General features: G+C 51.3%; 14 protein-coding genes. 6 read left to right on the top strand and 8 right to left on the bottom strand.

The genetic code is table 11. From position 1 onward, the window contains the following. Positions 1-87: 87 nt before the first annotated feature. Positions 88-303: a TIGR02450 family Trp-rich protein gene (locus N8M53_RS13355; protein WP_269580359.1), complete on the top strand. Its 216-nt coding sequence runs from the start codon at positions 88-90 to the stop codon at positions 301-303. Between the two features lie 57 nt (positions 304-360). On the opposite strand, the gene N8M53_RS13350 is transcribed toward N8M53_RS13355, so the two are convergent. The 4 genes from N8M53_RS13350 to N8M53_RS13335 form a co-directional block, all read right to left on the bottom strand. Next, a complete protein-coding gene (locus N8M53_RS13350) occupies positions 361-1056 on the bottom strand; it encodes a VC0807 family protein (RefSeq protein WP_269580358.1) in 696 nt (231 codons plus the stop codon). Between the two features lie 195 nt (positions 1057-1251). Then, a complete protein-coding gene (locus N8M53_RS13345) occupies positions 1252-2220 on the bottom strand; it encodes a calcium/sodium antiporter (RefSeq protein WP_269580357.1) in 969 nt (322 codons plus the stop codon). A 160-nt stretch (positions 2221-2380) separates the two neighbouring features. Continuing rightward, the gene (locus N8M53_RS13340; protein WP_269580356.1) at positions 2381-4078 is read right to left on the bottom strand and encodes a glycoside hydrolase family 32 protein; all 1698 of its coding nucleotides are present in this window, start codon (positions 4076-4078) and stop codon (positions 2381-2383) included. A 101-nt stretch (positions 4079-4179) separates the two neighbouring features. Then, complete coding sequence (locus N8M53_RS13335) at positions 4180-5172, bottom strand: LacI family DNA-binding transcriptional regulator (protein ID WP_269580355.1); 993 nt, start codon at positions 5170-5172, stop codon at positions 4180-4182. Positions 5173-5454: 282 nt separating this feature from the next. Here N8M53_RS13335 and N8M53_RS13330 point away from each other — a divergent pair, with 282 nt between their 5' ends. Together N8M53_RS13330 and N8M53_RS13325 are read left to right on the top strand one after the other, a co-directional pair. Then, positions 5455-6888, top strand: a complete 1434-nt coding sequence (locus N8M53_RS13330) for a sucrose-specific PTS transporter subunit IIBC (RefSeq protein WP_269580354.1) — start codon at positions 5455-5457, stop codon at positions 6886-6888. Positions 6889-6915: 27 nt separating this feature from the next. Continuing rightward, on the top strand, positions 6916-7851 hold the full coding sequence (locus N8M53_RS13325) for an aminoimidazole riboside kinase (RefSeq protein WP_269580353.1): 936 nt from the start codon (positions 6916-6918) through the stop codon (positions 7849-7851). 89 nt (positions 7852-7940) lie between these two features. Here N8M53_RS13325 and N8M53_RS13320 read toward each other — a convergent pair whose 3' ends face one another. The 3 genes from N8M53_RS13320 to N8M53_RS13310 all read right to left on the bottom strand — a co-directional run bounded on the left by N8M53_RS13320 (position 7941) and on the right by N8M53_RS13310 (position 10988). Continuing rightward, positions 7941-8963 carry an NADP-dependent oxidoreductase gene (locus tag N8M53_RS13320; RefSeq protein WP_269580352.1) on the bottom strand — a complete coding sequence of 341 codons (1023 nt, stop codon included), beginning with the start codon at positions 8961-8963 and terminating at the stop codon, positions 7941-7943. A gap of 70 nt (positions 8964-9033) precedes the next feature. Then, entirely contained in the window at positions 9034-10191 is a 1158-nt protein-coding gene (locus N8M53_RS13315) for an iron-containing alcohol dehydrogenase (RefSeq protein WP_269580351.1), read from the bottom strand. A gap of 191 nt (positions 10192-10382) precedes the next feature. Beyond that, positions 10383-10988, bottom strand: a complete 606-nt coding sequence (locus tag N8M53_RS13310; RefSeq protein WP_269580350.1) for a TetR/AcrR family transcriptional regulator — start codon at positions 10986-10988, stop codon at positions 10383-10385. Positions 10989-11923: 935 nt separating this feature from the next. Between N8M53_RS13310 and N8M53_RS13305 the strand changes: the two genes are divergently transcribed. The 3 genes from N8M53_RS13305 (at position 11924) to N8M53_RS13295 (ending at position 14544) form a co-directional block, all read left to right on the top strand. Continuing rightward, positions 11924-12223, top strand: coding sequence for a DUF6916 family protein (locus N8M53_RS13305; protein ID WP_077638308.1), 300 nt, complete (start codon positions 11924-11926; stop codon positions 12221-12223). A gap of 160 nt (positions 12224-12383) precedes the next feature. Then, a complete protein-coding gene (locus N8M53_RS13300; RefSeq protein WP_269580349.1) occupies positions 12384-12815 on the top strand; it encodes a hypothetical protein in 432 nt (143 codons plus the stop codon). A gap of 184 nt (positions 12816-12999) precedes the next feature. Further along, positions 13000-14544, top strand: a complete 1545-nt coding sequence (locus N8M53_RS13295) for a BCCT family transporter (protein ID WP_269580348.1) — start codon at positions 13000-13002, stop codon at positions 14542-14544. A 77-nt stretch (positions 14545-14621) separates the two neighbouring features. On the opposite strand, the gene N8M53_RS13290 is transcribed toward N8M53_RS13295, so the two are convergent. Further along, the gene (locus N8M53_RS13290) at positions 14622-16025 is read right to left on the bottom strand and encodes an aspartate aminotransferase family protein (protein ID WP_269580347.1); all 1404 of its coding nucleotides are present in this window, start codon (positions 16023-16025) and stop codon (positions 14622-14624) included. Positions 16026-16037 lie beyond the last annotated feature (12 nt).

Genomic DNA, 16037 nt, shown 5'->3' with positions numbered 1-16037 from the left:
CTTGTATTGCTATTCTTGAAAGGGCTGATAAGTTGAAACGAATGCATTCCTTGTCAGCCTTATCCGGCTTTTTGTTAAGGGGTAGTCGTGAACCATATCAATCCAGCCAAGTTACGCAATAGCAAGTGGACGGCGGTCAAACCCATTAATCGCGAGAAGCACTTTTTGGTCTCCGACGTTGAGTATGATGAAGATGGTGTGGTGGTGTTATGCGTGCTCGAGTCGGTGCTGTCGAAAAAAGAATATCCGATTGACTGGCGTGAGCTCAAAAGTGACGAGAAGTGGCGTCAAGGGTGGAAGTGATGATAAAGGGAGGAGGCTATCCTCCCTTTTTTGATCCGTTTTTAAGCGTGGCGCTTGTTATTTTAAGTGGAAGATTTGCTCTGTTTCTAGCGATGTCATCGCGCGTATCTGACGCCAGATGTAGTAAAGGATGCCAAACATCATCAACATGCTAGGGATAGCAATCATCGGGTAGCTGTACAGCGTCATCTTGCCTAGCTCTTCATTAAACGCGGGCGTGCCGGCGGGGCTGGTGACAATCCACGTGGCAAGGAAGTAGTTCATCGCCGATGAGAACACAAAGGTGCTGGCGAACAGATAGTTTGACCACATCAAGCAACGCTCAAAGGCGGCGGATTGCCCGCTCTCTTTTAAACGCTGATTGATCAACGCGAGGTTGAGCACGGTGTCATTCAGAATTAACTTCTGCATCAGTGGGTAGCGGGTAAAGGTTGACCCTAACACCGCCAAGCCAATAATACCGGGGATCAGTGCCTCTTTTAAGGCTAACCAACGAGTATCGAGCTCGAGTAGGCCAATCCCACCTGTCAGTAATACGCTGATAAAACCCAGTGCTGAGATAAAATTGAATTTCTGGTTACGGACCAGATCCATCCCGCCGTAAGCGAGAGGGAAGGCCAAAGCGACGACCAGTGCCATGGCTGTACCTAGGTATTCATCGCCGCTCAACTTCATCAGGATGATCGAGGGGATGAAAACGTTGAACAGGATTTCAAACAGGGGACTCGGCTTTTTCGCGGTGGTATTGCTCATAATGTGTGACTAACTCTACGTGATATCGGTTGTCATTATACTCTGCCAAGCAGTGTTCATCGACCCGCAATCGATGTAAAGCGCAAATGCGCACCGTTGTGTAACTATGTGTGAAATCAATTCATCGCTAGCTCGAGATAGTTATCGCTATTTGATGAGACGATGCACGTTTTAGACCTTGATTCCTAAAGGCTCCTACCGCACCGCATAGATCAGCAAGCCGGTGTAGCTGACGTAGCATATAAACAGTAGTCCCCCTTCGGCGCGGTTGATTTCGCGTGTCTTGCCAAAGCGTATTGCGACGAGCAGCAAGAGCACGGTGGCGGCGAGCATCACCATCCAATCTCGCCAGAAGACTTCTTCGGTGATGTCGCGAATTGGCTCGATGGCGCCGGCAATACCAATTACGGCGAGGGAGTTAAAAATATTGGAGCCGACTACGTTGCCCACGGCAATATCGTGCTCTCCTTTGCGGGCGGCGATAATCGAGGCAGCCAACTCGGGCAGGGAGGTCCCTAATGCGACTATGGTTAAGCCAATAATAAGATCGCTGACGCCCAACTGTAGGGCTATCTCAACGGCACCCCACACCAAAATCCGTGAGCTAACAACTAATAGTGCGAGCCCGATCACCAGCCACATTATTGCCTTTTTCAGCGAGAGAGTTTGCTGAGTGAGCTCGGCATCCATCTCAGTGGCAAGAGCGTCGTTCTTGGCGCGCATTGCACTCCACACTGACCAGCCGATCAGCAGTAAAAAGCCTGTGATAAGCAGTAAAGCTTCGTAGGCGCTGATGGTGAAGTCCCATAGCATTGCCCCGATAATGAGAGTGATGGCTAGCAGAATGGGTAGCTCTTTGCGCACAATGGCAGAATGCACTGCAATAGGCGCAATAAGGGCGGTCACCCCGAGAATTAAAGTGATATTGACGATGTTCGAGCCCAGCGCATTGCCCAATGCTAATGCAGGGTTGCCGTCTACAGCAGCCATCGCTGAGACCACCATTTCCGGTGCTGATGTACCAAACCCTACCACTAGCATGCCAATGAGTAGCGGTGGCATACCCGCATAATTCGCGCTTGCTGCCGCGCCGTTTACAAACTTATCTGCACTCCACACCAAAAGCGCAAATCCAGCAATAATCGCCAGTGTTGCAAGCAGCATATCGTCACCTTGGTTGAAATAAGAAGCGTGTTTAATCATCGCCAATAATATAATGGTGATGATTAAACACAGAAGATTCAAACCGTTAATGCTAGTTGATGGGCGTTAACTGTGCCAGTCAGACGTGGCGTAGTATGGTCAACGCCACTTTCCTGATGAATCACCTAACACTGGCGTTTTTCAACGCATACCAATCCATCTGTTTTGGCAAAGGCGTGTCGTGGTGATCGCGTGTCAGTGCTAAAAAAGTTGCATCCACGGCGCTAAAGTAACGGCTGGTCATCGTCCACTGGCCGCCGGCGATAAAGAACTCCAATGAGCTGGTATCGGCGAGGACTTGTAGCGGTAACTCCTCCAACTGCTCAGGCAAGTGAATACAGCGGCGAGTATCGCCTTCGGTGGCGAGGCTTGCGCTTCTATCCAGTGTTAGGGTGCGGCTGTCACCGTCAAGGGTGAGCGCACAACCGGATGGTTCGCCGGATGAGGCTGGCGTGATCATGCCGCTGCGGCTGTGAAAATATAACGTGTATTGGCCGCTGGCTGGAATGGGCAGTGTGGTGTTGAGCTCAAATTGCTTGGTGCCTAAATCCACCGTGGTTGAGTGGCATTCGGTGTTAATCAGCAAAAGTTGCTGAGGGCCTCGTAAGCTTTGTAGCGCGGTAGCAGGACGTTGATACAGTTGCCCATTTTCCCAATGTAACTCGCGAGGACACGTCAATTGATGAAGCCAGTCGGCGGCGAGGCTAGGTTGGTTTGTTTCGTCTGGTAGGCCCATCCAAGCAATGAGCATACGTTTATTGTCAGGAGTTTGCGCCGTCTGCGGGGCGTAAAAATCAAACCCATGATCCAGCACTTGCCAGTTATCAAGCGTGATGCCGTCCGCTTCTAGCGTGGCTTTGGCGTAACCATTGTGGTGAGGAACATGATGATCGGGCGTTGGTGATGAGCTGCCTTGTGGGCAGAGAATACAAACCCATTGCTCGCTTAATTGGAACAGATCCGGGCATTCCCACATATAACCATGCTCGCCTAAGCTATCACCGCTTAGTCCGTTATAGTGCCACGTAAGGCCGTCAATGGAGGAATATTGCGCCAGGCGACCTATTTTGTCTTCACGTTGCGCACCCAGCAGCATCCGATATTTTTTGCCGTCGTGAATGACTTTGGGATCGCGAATATGCTCGGTCACGCCAGCCGGTGGGGCATCAATCACTGGGCCGAGTTTTTCAAAGTGAATACCATCGGTTGAGCGTGCCACACACTGGGTGGTTTGGCGCAAACGCGCGGGGCCAATGCGGGTGTTGCCAGTGTAATAAAGCCAGAGGGCGTCATCCATCACCATGGCGTGGCCTGAAAATACCCCATGGCTGTCATACCAATCACTGGGGGTGAGGCCGAGCGGTGCGGTGTGCCATTGCACCCCATCAGGGCTGATGAGATGTACCCAGAATTTATCTTTGTGCTCACAGGCAAACGGGTACCACTGATAAAAAAGGTGATAGTGGCCTTGAAAGTAAATAAATCCATTGGGGTCATTGAGCAGTCCTTGAGGAGGACTGATGTGCCAAGCAGGACGATGGAAGTCAATGCTTTTGGTTGGTGAATAGCGGTGCGCGGCTTGTTCACGCAGGTTTTGGTCGATAAGGCGTCCCAGTGCAGCGAGCATTCCTTCACCGATTGGCTGATCAAGCGTGATTTGGCGCAGCGATACGTCAATCGCATGGATGGGTAAGGCGTCTTGATTGACACGCTCAAGCGCGTTGAGCTCAATGATCACCTTGTCTTGATGACGTAATACGCGACGTACATTGTCGGCGCCACCACATGCGTCAACCAGGCCTGTTGAGGTTATTTCCATCTATCCGTACCAATTTTATTTTCGGGAACGTTCCAAAAATAGCGAATAAGACGGCGGTGGCGCAAGTAAAATTTCTCTGTATTGGGTTAACGATCGCTGTGTTAAGGGCAGGTGGCGCGACTAATATAGTTAAAGCCCATCACCAACTTAGACACATGGCTTTGCCCGGTTTCCAGTAACTCGAGTAGCATTTTGGCACCACTTTCTCCTGCAGCATCAAAGGCATAGTTAAACGTGGATAAGCCTGGCGATACCACTTGGGCAAGCTCATCATCGCCCACACCAATCAGTTTCACGGTGCGTCCAGGGGTGATCCCTTGTGCTTGCAAGGCTTGGATAGCGCCAATGGCGATGCGGTCGGTGGCACAAAATACGCCATCAAGATCAGGGTATTGCGCTAGCATGGCGGTCATAGCGACATGGCCTGATTGAATCGAGAACTGGCCTTGATAATGGAACAAGGGAGCTGTTTGACTAAGTGTGGTCAAGGCACTCTCAAGACCTTGATAACGCTGCTGATCAACCGCAATATCTTCCGCTTGTACCCCCAGAAAGCCCACCTGTCGGCATCCTGCTTTAATAAGCTGCTCGCCGGCACAAAAACCGACTCGGTAATCATCATGGATCACGCTGGGGATGTTATAGGGTGAGCCGTCTTGGCCAATCACCACCACCGGCGCACTCGAGCGCTTAATGGCGCGCACCAAGTCGGGGTTGAGCGTGGAGGCAAACAGCAGTATCCCTTCTACGCGCTTTTGATTGAACAAATCAAGGTAATGACAAATACGATTGTCGTTTTGTCGGGTGTTAGCCAGCAGCACTTGTTTCCCTTTTTGATCAAACACATGGCTAAGTCCATCAACGCTGGCTGACATCGCATTCGACGATACTCGCGGTACAATCACCCCGATGAGGTTGGTTTTGTTGGATTTTAAATCCTTAGCAATTTGATTGACCACATAGCCACATTGCTCAATGGCACGATTAACCTTCTCAATCGTCGCGGGTTTTACGCCATACTCTTGGTTAATTACGCGCGACACAGTGGATTTGGAAACCCCCGCTAAACGGGCGACATCATTCAAGCTAGCCATGGATTCTCCTTTGCTGGAATCACTATGATCGTTCCATTTGCGGATCCTTTGCAAACATAGTGTCCTTAACACCCCTTATTTAGTGATTTGTGTCACGTTTAGGGTGAGTTTTAGGCTCCGGTTTGCTGATCGATCTCACAGCAATTATCAGCCATACTTGATGCTTTAAAGGATTCAGCACATCATTTTCGGGATCGTTCCCGAAAATGTGGAGCGTGTGACGCCACACGAAAATAAAAGTGACGGTGGCAAAGACGGTGAGAGCGTGCAGGGGAAGTAGCCATGAACTACCAAAAAATAGCACAACAACTACTCGATAAACTGGGTGGAAAAGAAAACATCGCGGCGGCGGCACACTGTGCCACGCGGCTAAGACTCGCACTCCATGATGACAGTCTCGCGGATTTAAGCGCGATTGAATCGATTGAGGGGGTGAAGGGCCAATTTCAAGTTAGCGGTCAGTTACAGATCATTTTTGGCTCGGGCATTGTTAATAGTGTTTATGCCGAGTTCAGTAAGCTGACTGGCCAATCCGATATGTCCTCGAAGGACGTGGCGGCGGCTGGTGCCGAAAAGCAAAATTGGCTACAACGCGCGGTGAAAGGGCTGTCAGATATTTTTGTTCCCATTATTCCAGCCATTGTCGCCGGTGGTCTGTTGATGGGGATCTTCAATATCCTCACTGCACCAGGCTTGATTGTTGATGGCAAGTCCTTGATTGAGGCCTACCCTCAAATGGGCGATCTGGCCAATATGATCAACACCTTCGCCAATGCGCCATTTGTGTTCTTACCGGTACTGCTAGCATTTTCTGCCAGTAAAAAGTTTGGCGCTAACCCCTTTTTGGGCGCGGCACTCGGGATGTTAATGGTGCACCCTGACCTGCTCAATGGCTGGGGCTTTGGGGGCGCAGCGGTGTCCGGCGATATTCCGGTGTGGAAGATCTTTGGTTTTGAGATCGAAAAAGTCGGCTATCAAGGATCGGTACTGCCTGTGCTGGTTGCCACCTATATTTTGGCGCAAGTCGAGCAAGGCTTACGTCGTATTATTCCTTCGGTGTTAGATAACTTGCTGACCCCGTTGTTGGCAATTTTCATCACCGGCCTGATCACCTTTACCCTGGTGGGGCCATTTACCCGTGATCTCGGCTTCTTACTCGGCGATGGTCTTAACTGGGTGTATGAATCGGCTGGGATGATTGGCGGTGCGTTGTTCGGATTTGTGTATGCCCCGTTTGTGATCACCGGGATGCACCACAGCTTTATCGCGATTGAAACCCAACTGTTGGCAGACATTGCGGTCACTGGCGGCACCTTTATCTTCCCAATTGCCGCGATGTCGAATGTGGCGCAGGGCGCAGCTTGTTTAGCGTTTGGCTTAAAAACGGCGGATGTGAGAGCGAAAGGGATTGCGATGCCAGCTGGGGTCACAGCACTGCTTGGGATCACTGAACCGGCGATGTTTGGTATTAACCTTAAATACCGTTATCCGTTTATCGGTGCATTGGTAGGCGCAGCCTGTGCAGGCGCGTTCATCACCTTCTTTAAAGTGAAAGCGCAAGCGTTGGGTGCTGCTGGGCTACCAGGGATCATTTCTATCCGCCCTGACGGTGTGGTGCCGTATATCATTGGTATGGCGATTGCCTTTGTCGTGGCATTTTCCGTGACCTATATGCTGGGTGCACGTAAAAAATATGCACAAGCTGCAGCGGCATAATTGAGCGTGAAACGAGGAGCAAGCGTGATGAGTAAGGTATGGGTCACCGGTGATGCGGTGGTGGATTTGATCCCTGATGGTGAAAGCCATTACCTAAAATGTCCGGGTGGTGCACCCGCCAATGTTGCGGTGGCGATTGCTCGACTGGGTGGTGAAACCGGCTTTATTGGCCGAGTGGGCGGCGATCCGCTAGGGCGTTTTATGCAAAATACCTTGGCGGGTGAAAGCGTGGATACGCGATTTATGCATCGCGATGAAACGCAACGTACCTCAACGGTATTGGTGGATCTTGATGAGCACGGCGAGCGCAGCTTCACCTTTATGGTGAAACCCAGTGCTGATCAGTTTGTGCAGCCTTACGACTTCCCACTGTTCGAAAAAGGGCAGTGGTTGCATGCTTGCTCGATAGCCCTGGCGAATGAGCCGTCGCGTTCTGCGACCCTCGGCGCGATGCAGGCTTGTCGTGATAATGGTGGCTTTGTCAGTTTTGATCCCAATTTGCGTGAGGATCTGTGGCAAAGCGAGGCGAAAATGCTAGACACCGTGTGGCAAGCCTTGCCGCTGGCGGATGTGGTTAAAGTGTCTGACGATGAACTTGCTTTACTGACGGCGCCCCTCATTACCGAGGCGCATTCAGTGAAAGCAAGGTTAGCAGCGTTAGCCGATCACGCACCCAATGTGTCGTTGTGGGTGGTGACACAAGGCAGTGAAGGCGCGCGAGTCGCGTTCCATCAGACGGTTTGGCAGGTGGCGACAACACCCACCAAGGTCGTGGACACCACGGGTGCAGGGGATGCGTTTATGGGCGGCTTGCTGGCGGCCCTTGCCAAATTGCCCGACTGGCAAACGCCCGAGGCGGTGACGGAGGCGGTGCGTCAAGGCAACCGCTGTGGCGCGCTGGCCACCACAGCAAAAGGCGCAATGACCGCATTGCCCACGGCGTTGCAGTTGCAAGCAGAATAGACGAACGTCACTCATAAAAAACCCCCTTAGCTATCCATCGCTAAGGGGGAGGCAGGTTTTTCGGTATTACGAAATAAAGCGCGGATACTTTATTTAATATTGACCACCATCTTGCCGAAGTTGCGGCCTTCGAGTACATCAATCAGTGCTTGTGGCGCTTGCTCAAAGCCATCCACCGCGTGTTCACGGTAATGGATTTGGCCTTCACCAACCCATTTGGCCATGTCGTGAGCGAACTCAGGGTAACGGTGCGCGTAGTCATCAAAAATGATGAAACCTTTTACGGTTAGGCGCTTGACCAAAATAGTCCCCATCAGTTGCGAAAGACGATCTGGGCCTTCTGGCAGGGCGGTGTTGTTGTACTGTGACACCAAGCCACACACGGGAATACGGGCGCCGGTGTTAAGCAGTGGCATCACCGCATCGAATACTTTGCCGCCGACGTTTTCAAAGTAGACATCAATGCCTTGTGGGCAGGCTTCGGCAAGCTGTTCGGCAAAGTTGTCGGCTTTGTGGTCGATACAGGCGTCAACATTGAGGTGTTCACGGGCGTATTGGCATTTGTCTTCACCACCGGCAATCGCTACGACGCGGCAGCCTTTTAGCTTACCAATCTGTGCGACAGTCGCCCCGACTGGGCCAGTGGCTGCGGCGACGACAAGGGTATCGCCTTCTTTGGGTTGGCCGATATCTAATAAGCCCATGTAGGCGGTGAAGCCGGGCATCCCCAAGATCCCAAGCGCGTATGATACTGGGGCTAAATCTGGGTTGAGTTTCAGCAGGGTATCGCCATTGACCACGGAATGGGTTTCCCAGCCTTTGTAAGCCAATACCCAATCACCCGCCTGGTAATCGGCGTGGTTAGATTCCAAAACTTTACCCACGGTGGCACCGACCATCAGGCCATCAATGGCTACTGGTTCTGCGTACGATTTGGCATCACTCATTCGACCGCGCATGTAAGGGTCAATCGATAGGTGATGGTTTTCAATCAGGACGTCATTGTTGCCTAGTGCGGGAATGGCGACTTCTTCTAAGCGAAAGTTCTCGGCAGTGGGTGCGCCAACTGGGCGTGATGCGAGAACAAAACGTTGATTTGTTAATGCTGACATGGATTCCTCCCTTGAAGATGGGAAAAGAGGCGGCTGGTTTAGCGCGCCTCATTAAGAAATAAAACGGCGATTACAGTGCGGCTTGAAGCACGCGGCGGCAAACGTCCGGCGTCACATCGCCATGTTCACCGAGTTGGGTCATGCCGTGTTGAGTCAGGCTTTCAATCAAGGGCTCAATCGCGGTTTCATCCAGATCGTAATCGCTCATGCGCGTTTTCACGTTCATGCGCTCGAAAAAGTCGCGCGTTTTCTCAATCGCTTGTTGCGCTTTTTCGGCGTCGCTGCCTTGGTCAATATGCCAAACACGTTCAGCAAATTGTGCGAGCTTAGCCTGTTTTTGCTCAAACTTCTCATTGAGCATTGCAGGCAGTACCACGGCAAGGGTTTGGGCGTGGTCTAAGCCATGTTGGGCTGTAAGCTCGTGACCAAGCATGTGGGTTGACCAATCTTGCGGGACACCCACGCCAATCAGCCCGTTCAGTGCCAAGGTGGCTGTCCACATCAGACTTGCACGCACATTGTAATCTTCTGGTGTTTCCAGCGCTTGTGGGCCCAGCTCAACCAAGGTTTGTAGCAGGCCTTCGGCGAAGCGGTCTTGTACCGGCGCATTGGCCGGATAGGTGAGGTATTGCTCAACCACGTGAACAAACGCATCGACCGCACCGTTCCCCACTTGTCGGATCGGTAGGGTGTAGGTTTTCACCGGATCCAACACTGAGAACTGCGGGAACACCAGCTCGCTCATAAACGGCAGTTTGGCTTGCATCGACTCACGGGTAACCACCGAGCCTTTGTTCATCTCAGAGCCGGTTGCCGGCAAGGTGAGCACGGTACCAAATGGCAGCGCTGCTTCCACTTTTCCGCCCATGCTGGTGAGGATGTCCCATGCGTCGCCGTCATATTTCGCGGCCGCGGCAACGAATTTGGTGCCATCGATCACTGAGCCGCCGCCCACGGCGAGGAGGTAGTCATAACCTTCAGCGCCGACTTTTTCGACTGCCTTCATCAAGGTCTCATAGCGCGGGTTGGGTTCAATGCCGCCAAACAGGCCAAATTGACGTTGCCCCAGCGCTTGTTCGACTTCATCCAAGGTGCCGGTTTTACGTGCACTTTGGCCGCCGAAAAGAATCAACACTTTTGCATCGGCCGGGATGAGCCGATCCAGCTCGGCAATCTTACCTTCGCCAAAAACGATACGTGTGGGATTGTAGAACTCAAAGTTGTTCATTGCTCATCCTTCCTTTTATTGTGCTTGATGGTATCAAGCGTTTATTTAAATTAGACCGGTCGTCTAGTTGGTGCCGGTTAAAAACCCGCCTTGGCGGGTTTCGAGTTAGTGGTGGGGCGATAATCTATGTCGCCGCTATGCATCAACGGTTATTTATTGCTTACTGCCGTGCTGGGTAGAGCACAACAGGATTAATCGATCAGTCCAAGCTTTTCTTCGGTGATGGTCATCGCTTGCGCGAGATGACTGTCGTTACGATGCAGTTTGGTCAGTAAGCTTGCGCCTAACCATAATTGATATAAGGTTGTCGCGGTGGTCAGTGCAGCTTGGTTATCAAACTTATCACTGTCTTGGGCGAGGGTATTCGCCAAGCAGCCAATCAGCTGATCGGTACCATCGCGCAGTGCCAGCCGCATAGGCTCGGATAAATCAGCCACTTCTGCACTCAGCTTTACCACTAAGCAAGTCTGCACCGGATCTAAGCTGCAATACTGTGCTTGCCAACGGCTAAAGTAGTTGTGCACTCGCACAATTGGCGAGAGTGCCTTATCAGTCAGCAGGCGATTTACATCGGCGATGTAGCCAGCAAAATAGTGGTCTAACACCGCTTGGCCGAATTGTTCTTTCGACGCAAAGTAGTGGTAAAAAGACCCCTTGGGCACGCCGGCTTGTTTTAGTATTGCGCTAAGGCCGACGCCGCTAAAGCCAAATTGCGCCATCACGCTCACGCCCGTTTCCAACAAGTGTTGGTGGGTCGCGTTGTGAGTGCTGGTTTCTTGGGTGCTGCTCGATTTCATGTGGGGTAGCATAATTAAAATTAGACCGGTCGTCTAGTGGTGCAAGAATTTTTTGTCTTGCTGTAGTTCCGTGGCATAAATCAGGCCGGTATGCTGTGCGAAATCCCAGTTTATGTCAGATTTATTACTCTGTTCACAATTTGAACGGCACGCCATGGCACAGTGTCAAAAGTGTGCTTTACTGAAAGTGTCAGCCGAGCTGACACACAATTTGGTAGATGATTAGCGCGCAGTGACGCGCCACATAATGCGTTAAGACCCCGTTAATGTCAGGCGCCCATGACGACACCTTGTTAGCCGCCAGCCAGGCAATTAACACAAGACCATGCGGTAAGGACGCTCAACGTAGTGAGCACGCGGGGCAATGTAAGAAACATGTTCATTGACCAACAACCAACAGGAAATGGATCTAGAAGCCGCTCAGCCGAGCGGCTTTCTCTTTTGTGGGTCTAGCGCTGACGTATTTGAATGCGCATGTAACACCCTGAACCGGCTGATCGCTGAATGTGTACCCACTCCCTTTTGCCATGGGCTCGACGCTTGCTCATTATCTTTTGGAATCACGAACCGCCAATTGGCTGCTTGACGGTGATCGAATTTGCTTTCCGGATCGAAATAATATAAGACTATGAATTGGCGCCGCATTCGGCGCTTGTCATCAATATCGTTCATTAATCTGATAGAGAGGTGTTCGATGAACAACAAAAGCAGACGTTTGTGGTATTACTACAAAACAAAGTCCAATAAGACCCGTCAAGTTAAAGCAGCTGGGTCAGCGTAATCAAGCGTGGGTAAGGCAACCGATCGGTTGCCTTTTGTTGTTCTAAGCGATTGAAAAAATCACTAAGCCATTGTGCATTGTCGAATTTTTCGTCTAATCTTATCGGTAAAGCTTTAACAAGCGCACTGACCCAAAGAGGGGCGCGGGAGGGACGATGAATGTACTATCTTTCCAGCATGTCAATGAATTGATTGATGAAACGATCACGCTCATTGATGGAACGGATACGGAATATGCAATGACGCTGGCGCGTGTCGACACCCATCCTGGCCACGGTGATGAGGTGGGCGGGCACACGGTAGAAAATTTCAGCCTGGTGTTGAAAGGGCCGGAAGACACCCGCTTTCCGCAAGGAAATTACCTGCTTACCCATCCCGCGCTTGGAGAGCAGATTCTACATATGCTCCCCGTCGGGGATGCCACCTATACCATTAACATCAACACGCAAGCCTGATCTTTCTTTGGTCGCTCTCTGTTGCCCATTAGGCATTATAATAGTTAGCGGCCAATGCTGATTAAATAACCGCCAGTCAATGAGTTACTTTCGCCTTTTCATAGATTAGTCACGGAAATTGAGTAGAATAAGACCGCTAAGCTAGCAGTAGGGAGGTCATATGTTTGCCTGGCTGAGTGGCTTATTTGAAAAGGAACAGCTGCAATCGTTTGTCTGGGTGAGAGACATCATGGCGAGCAATCCCAAAGGGAGCTACGCCAAGTATAAAAAATATTACGATCGCCACGTTGATCGTATTCTCAAGGGTTATCACAAAGACTTTCTCCGCTTTGAGAAATTCGCCGCCCGTAATTACAAATACAGCGACCAATCGATTTTTATGGCGATTAAAGTTGCTAACTATGCCTATCAGCTTGGACAGCTGAAAGTGGCCGCTTGCATAACGGCGGCAGTGATTTCGGCGTGTAATCGTGCAAAAAAAGGCGAGTCACAGGTCCACCCTAAACTGTATCGCGCCACCGTGGTGTTGCATAAAAAAGTGCTCGAAACGGGTAAGGCTAAAAAGGCAGAGCCTCCCAAAGAGCCAGCGTAACGAGACAGTGTTGGGTAAATTATATCCAGTTAATAAAAGTGTCATATTCCTATTTAGCCCCCGCCATGGCTGAATAGGTGATACTTGTCACGTTTTTCCCTTCTTTGACTGTAACAATTTGTTCTGGTCATTCATTCGCCACGCTGATAGAGTCCCCTCCCTCACACACATTGTGAGCGAACTAATGCTTAAATCTACACAAAATAATGACCGTCTCGTTGCCGTATTTACTATCGGCTTTGTTGCTGTCTTCCTTGCCTTTGCCTTGTTTGACCTGAAACACTTCTCTTCTGTTATCCAGTCTCTATTTTCTGAGTCTGCCAACCTTTTTGGTTACTGGTGGCAGTGGTTGATGGTGATCAATTTTGTACTGGCGCTTGCTATTGGCGGCAGTAAATTTGGTAAATTAAAACTTGGCGCCACGGATACTGTCTCGATGAGTCGTTTCCGTTGGGTTGCGATGATCATGTGCACCCTGCTTGCGGGTGGTGGTGTTTTCTGGTCAGCCGCGGAACCTATTTATCACTTCATGACCCCGCCGCCGGCGTTGGGTGACATGGAAGCGGGTGTGATGGATACCGTTGCTCCCGCGTTAAGCCAAAGCTTTTTCCACTGGGGCTTTCTAGCCTGGGCAGTGTTAGGTACTTTGGCGACCATCGTGCTTATGTATGCTCACCACCAGGCGGGTGTACGCCTGCGCCCTCGTGCGTTGCTGTATCCGTTGCTCGGCGACAAGCTAGAAAACCACTGGTTAGGCTCTGTGATTGATGCCTGCTCTATCATTGCAGTCGCAGCGGGTACCATCGGCCCGATTGGCTTTTTGGCCACCCAGCTTGGCTATAGCTTGGAAAGCTTTGTGGGTATCGAAAACACCATGCCAATGCAGATGCTGATTTTGGCTGCAGTCGTGGCGATTTACTCTATCTCCGCGTTTACCGGGATGGATAAAGGTCTGCAATGGCTGAGCCGCATGAATGTGATTGGTGCAGCCGTGTTGTTGGGCGTGGTGATTGTGCTGGGTCCAACAGGCTTTATCTTTGAGCAGTTTGGCTCAGGCTTTAGCTACTACCTCAGCAATATGCATACGCTAGCACTGAATACCGATAACGGTAGCTGGAATGCATGGTGGACCTGGTTCTTCTGGGGTTGGTTTATTGGTTTCGCGCCGATGATGGCGATCTTTATTGCACGCATCTCGAAAGGCCGCTCGATTCGTGAGCTGATCTTCGCCGTTGCGATTTGTGCGCCGATTGCGACTAACTTCTGGTTCTCGGTACTAGGCGGTACGGGTATCTTTTATGAGTTGCAATCGCCTGGCAGCATCTCTGGCCCAATGGCGGATGCGGGTTTGCCTGCGATCTTGATTGCGTCCTTGTCACAGCTGCCTTACAGCGTGGTTCTGATCCCAGCCTTTATGCTGCTGACCACCACCTTCGTGGCGACCACGGGTGACTCAATGGCGTATTCTATCGCGATGGCCGTATCAGGTGACAACCAGCCAACTCGCCGTCATCGTCTGTTCTGGGCGATTGTGATGGGCGTTGTGGCCGGTGTGCTTCTGCTTGCCGGCGATGGTGGCTTGAACGCTTTGCAGTCGTTTATCGTGATCACTGCAGTGCCTGTGTCTTTCTTGATTGCCTTTACCTTTATCACCGGCCCGATTGCGGTGATGCGAATGCAGCAAGAGAAAGAAGCGAACTTGGCGTTACAGCCGGCGATTGCCAGCTAGTAAGACCTGAGTCTGTTAATGAGAAAAGCGCCGAGTTATCGGCGCTTTTTTTTGCTTATTGGATAGGGATCATCGCGTTATTTGGGCTGCCACTGTCCGCTGGTGACGAGTTTATCCATCACCTTATCGACGGCGACTTGTGCCTTGGCGACAATTTCATCCACTTCATTGGGGGTGACCACCAAGGGTGGGGCGAAACCTAGAATATCGCCATGTGGCATCGCACGAGCGATCAAGCCTTGCTCCATACAGGCAGCGGCCACTTGTGGGCCCACTTTTAGACTGGGGTCAAAGTGGCTGCGGTTGGCGCGATCAGGCGAAAACTCGAGAGCATGGAGCAAACCCACCCCACGGCTGTCACCAATCAACGGGTGGTTAGCAAAAGCGGCTTTCATTTTCATTTGTAGATATTCACCCGTGGTCGCGGCGTTTTGGGTGAGGTTTTCGCGCTCGATGATATCGAGGTTACACAGCGCTGCCGCTGCACCCAGTGGGTGGCCAGAGTAGGTGTAACCATGACCAATCGCGCCCCACGCATCGGTACCGTCTTCCAAAACATCCCATACCCGGTGACCGATCATCACCCCAGAGAGTGGTTGATAGGCCGAGGTTAACCCTTTGGCAACGGTAATCAGATCAGGCTTCATGTCGTAGTAGATAGAGCCAAAATCACTCCCAATACGGCCAAAGCCGCACACCACTTCATCGGCGATCAACAAGACATCATACTTATCCAACACTTTGCGAATCGCCGCCCAGTAACCCTCGGGGGGCGGCACAATGCCACCGGTGCCGAGTACCGGTTCGGCAATCATCGCTGCAACCGTATCTGGCCCCTCTGCGAGGATCATTTTCTCCAGTTCATCCGCACAGTGTTGTGCGAATTCAGGCTCGGTCATGCCGCTGTCTTCACGGCGATAATAGTAGGGAGCCATGGTATGTTTGATGCGCTCAATGGGCAGATCAAAGTGTGCATGGAACAAGGGTAAGCCCGTGAGTGACCCTGATGCCACACTGGAGCCGTGATACCCTCGATCTCGTGAGATGATTTTCTTCTTCTCAGGTTTGCCCCGCGCATTGTTGTAATACCATACAATTTTGAGCTGTGACTCATTGGCGTCACTGCCTGACATACCGTAATAGACTTTACTCATGCCGGGTGCCATGTTGATCAGGCGCTCCGACAGCGTCACCAGCGCTTCGTTGGTGTGGCCAACATAGGTGTGGTAATACGCGAGCTTTTTCGCTTGCTCATAAATGGCGTCGGCCATTTCTTCACGGCCATAGCCGATGTTGACGCAATAGAGGCCAGCGAAGCCATCAATTAGCTCAATCCCCTCTGAGTCGGTAATACGAATGCCTTTACCTGTTTCAATCACTCGCCCTGGCATCTCTCCATGCGCATACTGCTTTAAGTGCGTTGAGGCGTGGAATACGGTGTTTCTGTCTTTTTCCAACAAGGCTTTTGTTTCTGGACGCATGATCAGTCTCCT

It is taken from the genome of Salinivibrio kushneri (assembly GCF_027286325.1).
Taxonomy (GTDB): domain Bacteria; phylum Pseudomonadota; class Gammaproteobacteria; order Enterobacterales; family Vibrionaceae; genus Salinivibrio; species Salinivibrio kushneri_A.
The sequence above is the reverse complement of the archived record's forward strand: the minus strand, read 5'-3'. Positions and strand labels throughout refer to the sequence as shown.

What these genes read in the sequence shown, in the direction of transcription:
- N8M53_RS13310 (WP_269580350.1), bottom strand. Translation starts at nt 10,988, where the DNA reads ATGAAATCGAGCAGCACCCAAGAAACCAGCACTCACAACGCGACCCAC.
- N8M53_RS13295 (WP_269580348.1), top strand. Translation starts at nt 13,000, where the DNA reads ATGCTTAAATCTACACAAAATAATGACCGTCTCGTTGCCGTATTTACT.
- N8M53_RS13290 (WP_269580347.1), bottom strand. Translation starts at nt 16,025, where the DNA reads ATGCGTCCAGAAACAAAAGCCTTGTTGGAAAAAGACAGAAACACCGTA.
- N8M53_RS13330 (WP_269580354.1), top strand. Translation starts at nt 5,455, where the DNA reads ATGAACTACCAAAAAATAGCACAACAACTACTCGATAAACTGGGTGGA.
- N8M53_RS13325 (WP_269580353.1), top strand. Translation starts at nt 6,916, where the DNA reads ATGAGTAAGGTATGGGTCACCGGTGATGCGGTGGTGGATTTGATCCCT.
- N8M53_RS13305 (WP_077638308.1), top strand. Translation starts at nt 11,924, where the DNA reads ATGAATGTACTATCTTTCCAGCATGTCAATGAATTGATTGATGAAACG.
- N8M53_RS13350 (WP_269580358.1), bottom strand. Translation starts at nt 1,056, where the DNA reads ATGAGCAATACCACCGCGAAAAAGCCGAGTCCCCTGTTTGAAATCCTG.
- N8M53_RS13345 (WP_269580357.1), bottom strand. Translation starts at nt 2,220, where the DNA reads ATGCTGCTTGCAACACTGGCGATTATTGCTGGATTTGCGCTTTTGGTG.
- N8M53_RS13340 (WP_269580356.1), bottom strand. Translation starts at nt 4,078, where the DNA reads ATGGAAATAACCTCAACAGGCCTGGTTGACGCATGTGGTGGCGCCGAC.
- N8M53_RS13335 (WP_269580355.1), bottom strand. Translation starts at nt 5,172, where the DNA reads ATGGCTAGCTTGAATGATGTCGCCCGTTTAGCGGGGGTTTCCAAATCC.
- N8M53_RS13300 (WP_269580349.1), top strand. Translation starts at nt 12,384, where the DNA reads ATGTTTGCCTGGCTGAGTGGCTTATTTGAAAAGGAACAGCTGCAATCG.
- N8M53_RS13315 (WP_269580351.1), bottom strand. Translation starts at nt 10,191, where the DNA reads ATGAACAACTTTGAGTTCTACAATCCCACACGTATCGTTTTTGGCGAA.
- N8M53_RS13320 (WP_269580352.1), bottom strand. Translation starts at nt 8,963, where the DNA reads ATGTCAGCATTAACAAATCAACGTTTTGTTCTCGCATCACGCCCAGTT.